The sequence below is a fragment of the Kitasatospora sp. NPDC093806 genome (assembly GCF_040683335.1).
GTDB lineage: Bacteria > Actinomycetota > Actinomycetes > Streptomycetales > Streptomycetaceae > Kitasatospora.
Genome location: NZ_JBFBDO010000209.1, coordinates 1 through 5,166 on the forward strand (window position 1 = coordinate 1; position 5,166 = coordinate 5,166).

Genomic DNA, 5,166 nt, shown 5'->3' on the forward strand with positions numbered 1-5,166 from the left:
TGCCCACCCCCCTGCCGACGCCCGCCCCCCCCGCCGCCCCGGCGCGCGGGACGCGCCGCCGGACGGCCCTGGTCGCGACCACCGCCCTGCTGCTCGGCGCCTTCGGCACGGCCGCCTTCCTGCTCGACGACCCGGACGACGGCTACCCCGAGGCCGCGCCGGTCGCCGCCACCTCCTCCTCCGCCCCGTCCACCGCGCCCGCGAAGCCCACCGCGACCGCGACCCCGACCCCGGCGCCGAGCGCGCCCACCCCGAGCGCCCCGGCCGCCGCGCCCGGCTACACCGCCGTCTACACCGGGGTCGAGCTGGTCTCCCCGGACCACGACTACGAGTTCGACCTCAAGACCGGCAAGGTCATGGGCGAGGAGACCGCCACCTGGTTCCTGGCCCGCACCGCCACCGGCTTCGTCCTTGGCGAGCACAACGACGCCTACGTCTCCGACGGCAACCGGCTGGGCACCGCGGAGTGCCTCAGCGGCCTGGAGACCAAGCCGGTCACCCGGCTGGAGTTCGCCGGCCTGGTCGGCAAGGCCTTCTGCGTCCGCGGCCAGGACCCGCGCGACGTGGCCGTCGTGCGCGTCCTGTCCGCGTCCCCCGGCGACGGCCCGGTCAAGGTCTCCCTCGACTACTACCGCAAGGGGTAGCCCGGGCCGCCGGCGGTCCGGCCCGCGTCCGGCCCAGGGCCTACGCGGTGCCGGACCAGGAGTTGGTGCCGAGCAGGGTCTTGATGTCCGAGGCGAGGCCGTTGTCGGGGTTCACCCGGAAGCCGAGCTCGTAGAGGGTGTCCTTGTCCCAGTTGGTGGTCAGCAGCCGGACCGGGACGTCGCCGGGGTGCGCCGTCAGGGCCAGCTTCAGCTCGGCGACCCGCTCGGGGGTGATCCGGCCGAGCGGCATGGTGATCTGGACCGGCGGCTTGGTGCCGAGCTCGGCACTGGAGACGTCGAGCGTGTTCATCTCCTGGCCGAAGATGCTCAGCGAGCCGTCCCGCTCGTTGAGCCGGCCGCGGACCGAGACGACGTTGTCCTCGATCATCTGGTCGGCCATCAGGTTGTAGGTGGCGGGGAAGAACAGCACCTCGACCGAGCCGTCACGGTCGGCGAGGGTGATGATCGCCCAGGCGTTGCCCGCCTTGTTGATCCGCCGGTCGACCGCGGTGATCAGGCCGGACAGCCGGACCTCGCCCTCGCTGCGGCCGGAGCCGAGGAGCTCGACGATGGAGGTGTCGCGGTTCTTCGAGAGGATGTGCTCGGCGCCGTCCAGCGGGTGGCTGGAGACGTAGAGGCCGAGCATCTCCCGCTCCAGGCTGAGGAGTTGGCGGCGCGGCCACTCGCGGTCGGTGAGCTCGAAGTCCAGGCCGATGCCGGGCCCGGCGTCCTCGTCGCCGCCCAGGCTGCCGAACAGGTCGTCCTGGCCGATGGCCTGCTGCTTCTTCACCCCGGTGACCGCGTCGATCGCGTTCTCGTGCACGCTGCTGAGCGAGAGCCGGGTGTGGCCGAGCGAGTCGAAGGCGCCGGCCTTGATCAGCGAGTCGACGGTGCGCTTGTTGCAGACCACCAGCTCGACCTTGTCCAGGAAGTCCGGGAAGGAGGCGTACTTGCCCTTCTCCTTCCGGGTCTTCACCAGCGACTCGATCACCGGCACGCCGACGTTGCGCACCGCCTTCAGACCGAAGCGGACGTCGCTGCCGACGGCGGTGAAGTCGACCACGGACTCGTTGACGTCGGGGGAGAGGATCTTGATGCCCATCTGGCGGCACTCCGCCAGGTAGACGGCCATCTTGTCCTTGTCGTCGGCGACCGAGGTGAGCAGGGCCGCCATGTACTCGGCCGGGTAGTTGGCCTTGAGGTAGGCGGTCTGGTACGAGACCAGGCCGTAGGCGGCGGAGTGCGATTTGTTGAAGGCGTAGCCGGCGAACGGGACCAGGACGTCCCAGACCGCCTGGATCGCCTCGTCGGAGTAGCCGCGCTCCTTGCAGCCCGCGTGGAAGGGGACGAACTCCTTCTCCAGCACCTCCTTCTTCTTCTTGCCCATCGCGCGGCGGAGCAGGTCGGCCTGGCCGAGCGAGTAGCCGGCCAGCACCTGCGCGGCTCGCTGCACCTGCTCCTGGTAGACGATCAGGCCGTAGGTGGGGCCGAGGACGTCCTTGAGCGGTTCCTCCAGCTCGGGGTGGATCGGGATGATCTCCTGCTGGGCGTTCTTGCGCAGCGCGTAGTTGGTGTACGAGTTCATGCCCATCGGGCCGGGCCGGTACAGCGCGGAGACGGCGGAGATGTCGGCGAACTCGGTCGGCTTCATCAGCTTGAGCAGGGCGCGCATGGGGCCGCCGTCGAGCTGGAACACGCCGAGCGTGTCGCCGCGGGCCAGCAGCTGGTAGGTGGTCGGGTCGTCGATCGGGATCTTCTCGATGTCGACGTCGACGCCCCGGTTGGCCTTCACGATCTTGATGCAGTGATCGATGATGCCCAGGTTCCGCAGACCCAGGAAGTCCATCTTGATGAGGCCCATGGCCTCGCAGGACGGGTAGTCGAAGCCGGTGATGATCACCCCGTCCTTGTCCCGCATGTGCAGCGGGATGAGCTCCAGCAGCGGGGTGGAGGAGAGGATGACGGCGGCGGCGTGCACACCGGTGCCGCGGATCAGGCCCTCGATGCCGAGGCCGGTGTCGATGATCTTCTTGACGTCCGGCTCGTTCTCGTACAGCGAGCGGATCTCGGTGCCCTCGTTGTACCGGGGGTGCTTGTCGTTGAAGAGGTCGGCCAGCGGGACGCCCTTGCCCATCACGTCCGGCGGCATCGCCTTGGTGATCCGGTCGCCCATCGAGAAGGGGTAGCCGAGGATGCGGTTGGCGTCCTTGACGGCGGCCTTGGCCTTGATCGTGCCGAAGGTGTTGACCTGGGCGGTGTACGCGGAGCCGTACTTCTCGGTGACGTAGCGGACCATCTGGTCGCGCTGGCGGTCGTCGAAGTCGATGTCGACGTCCGGCGGGTTGATGCGCTCGGGGTTGAGGAAGCGCTCGAACAGCAGGTCGTGCTCCAGCGGGTCCAGCTGGGTGATGCCGGTCAGGTACGAGACCATCGAGCCCGCCGCCGAGCCTCGGCCGGGGCCGACCGGGATGCCGTTGTCCCGCCCGTACTGGCAGATGTCGGCGACCACGAGGAAGTAGGCGTCGAACCCCATCGGGGTGATCACGCCCATCTCCAGCTCGACCCGGTCCAGCACCTCCTGGCTCGGGTTGTCGCCGTAGCGGTGCTGCAGGCCGGCCGCGATCTTCTGGCGCAGGTAGGAGGCCTGGGTCTCGCCCTCGGGCACGTCGAACTGCGGCATCCGGTCGACGTAGGTGAAGACCTCCTTGTAGGACTCGACCCGCTCGGCGATCGCCAGCGTGTTGTCGCACGCCTCCGGCAGCTCGCGGAACAGCTCGCGCATCTCCTCGGCGGTCTTGACGTAGTAGCCGGAGCCGTTGAACTTGAACCGGTTCGGGTCGTCCTTGTTCTTGCCCACGCCGACGCAGAGCAGGCTGTCGTGCGCGTCCGCCTGGTCGGCGGTGACGTAGTGCGAGTCGTTGGTGGCCAGCAGCGGGATGTTCAGCTGCTTGGCCAGGCGCAGCAGGTCCTCGCGGACGTCCTGCTCGATGGACAGGCCGTGGTCCATCAGCTCCAGGAAGTAGTTCTCCTTGCCGAAGATGTCCTGGTACGCGCCCGCCGCCTTGACCGCCTCCTCGTACTGGCCGAGCCGCAGCCGGGTCTGCACCTCGCCGGACGGGCAGCCGGTGGTGGCGATGATGCCGGTGGCGTTGGCGGCGATCAGCTCGCGGTCCATCCGGGGCTTCATGTAGTAGCCCTCCATCGACGCGAGCGAGGAGAGCTTGAAGAGGTTCCGCAGGCCGGCGGCGTTCTGCGCCCACATCGTCATGTGGGTGTAGCGGCCGCCGCCGGAGACGTCCTTGCCGCCCTCGCCGTCGGAGCTGGCCGGCCGCTGGCCGCCGGGGGACCAGAACACCTGCTTCTTGTGGAAGCGCGAGGACGGGGCGACGTACGCCTCGATGCCGATGATCGGCTTCACCCCGGTCTTGGCGGCGGCGTGGAAGAACTCGTAGGCGCCGAACATGTTGCCGTGGTCGCTCATCGCGATGGCCGGCATGCCCTGGCGCTCGGCCTCGGCGAACAGTTTGCCGTTCTTCGCCGCCCCGTCCAGCATCGAGTACTCGGTGTGGACGTGCAGGTGGGCGAAGCTGTCGGACACGGCGGCGGACTCCTCTTCGGCGGCGTCGGGGGACGCGGGGGGCACAAGCCGTCCAGGCTAGCGGGTCGGCGCCGCCGACTCGCCGGGCCGACCGGTTCGCCCCGGGTCGTTGACACCGCCTCCGCGGGTGTTCCGCGGGCGCCCGGCGCTCCCGCCGCCGGAGGCCGCGGGGCCGCTGCGGGGCCGGTGGGCGGGCTGTCGCGGGGTCGTCGCGGAGGGTCGCCGAGGGGTGGATCCGCCGCCGAGTGGAGGGCGGGATTGGCTGATATGTTCGGAATGCCGTCATCGATTCGTGATGTTCGACTCATGGTGCTTCGACTCATGGTGCTTCGGCTCGTGACGCTTCGACTCGTGATGTCGACTCGTGAGGTTTCGACCGTCCGGCTGGACAACGGGAGCAGCAAATGACCGGTGGACCCGAGCCCATCAGCGCCGTCGCGCGGGAGGCGCTCGAACGGGAGCTCGCCGAGCGGCGCACCGAGCGCGACGCGGTGGCCGCCACCCTGCGGGGCGGTGACGAGGAGGTCGGCGACCGGGCCGACCAGGCCGACGAACTGCAGCGGGCCGATGTGCTCGACCGGCTGGCGGACCGGATCACGGAGATCGAGGGGCGGCTGCGGGAGGGGGCGGCCGCGGGGGCCCCGAGCACCGAGACGGTCGGGGTGGGCAGCACCGTGACGGTGCGCTTCGCGGACGACACCGAGATGACCGTGCAGGTCGGCGAGCTGGCCGAGGAGCTGGACCCGACCCTGGTCACCGCGGACAGCCCGCTCGGCCAGGTGCTGCTCGGCTGCCGGGCCGGCGACACCGTCGCCTACGAGGCCCCGGGCGGCCACGCGACCGCGGTGGTCCTGTCGATCGGCGACGGCGGCGGATAGCCGCCGTCCGCCGTCTTCCGTCGGGCGCCGACCGGTGCCAGGGTCC

The 5,166-nt window shown here is 70.1% G+C and carries 2 protein-coding genes and 1 pseudogene; 2 read left to right on the forward strand and 1 reads right to left on the reverse strand.

Annotated features, from left to right (window positions below; all coding sequences use genetic code 11):
• Window positions 1–644 (forward strand): annotated as a pseudogene (locus AB0N76_RS39035) (hypothetical protein); the annotation flags it as partial.
• A 40-nt stretch (window positions 645–684) separates the two neighbouring features.
• On the opposite strand, the gene dnaE reads toward AB0N76_RS39035, so the two are convergent.
• On the reverse strand, window positions 685–4,242 hold the full coding sequence (gene dnaE, locus AB0N76_RS39040; RefSeq protein ID WP_363565609.1) for a DNA polymerase III subunit alpha: 3,558 nt from the start codon (window positions 4,240–4,242) through the stop codon (window positions 685–687).
• 404 nt (window positions 4,243–4,646) lie between these two features.
• Between dnaE and AB0N76_RS39045 the strand changes: the two genes are divergently transcribed.
• Window positions 4,647–5,120 carry a GreA/GreB family elongation factor gene (locus AB0N76_RS39045; protein WP_363565610.1) on the forward strand — a complete coding sequence of 158 codons (474 nt, stop codon included), beginning with the start codon at window positions 4,647–4,649 and terminating at the stop codon, window positions 5,118–5,120.
• The last annotated feature ends 46 nt before the right edge of the window (window positions 5,121–5,166 follow it).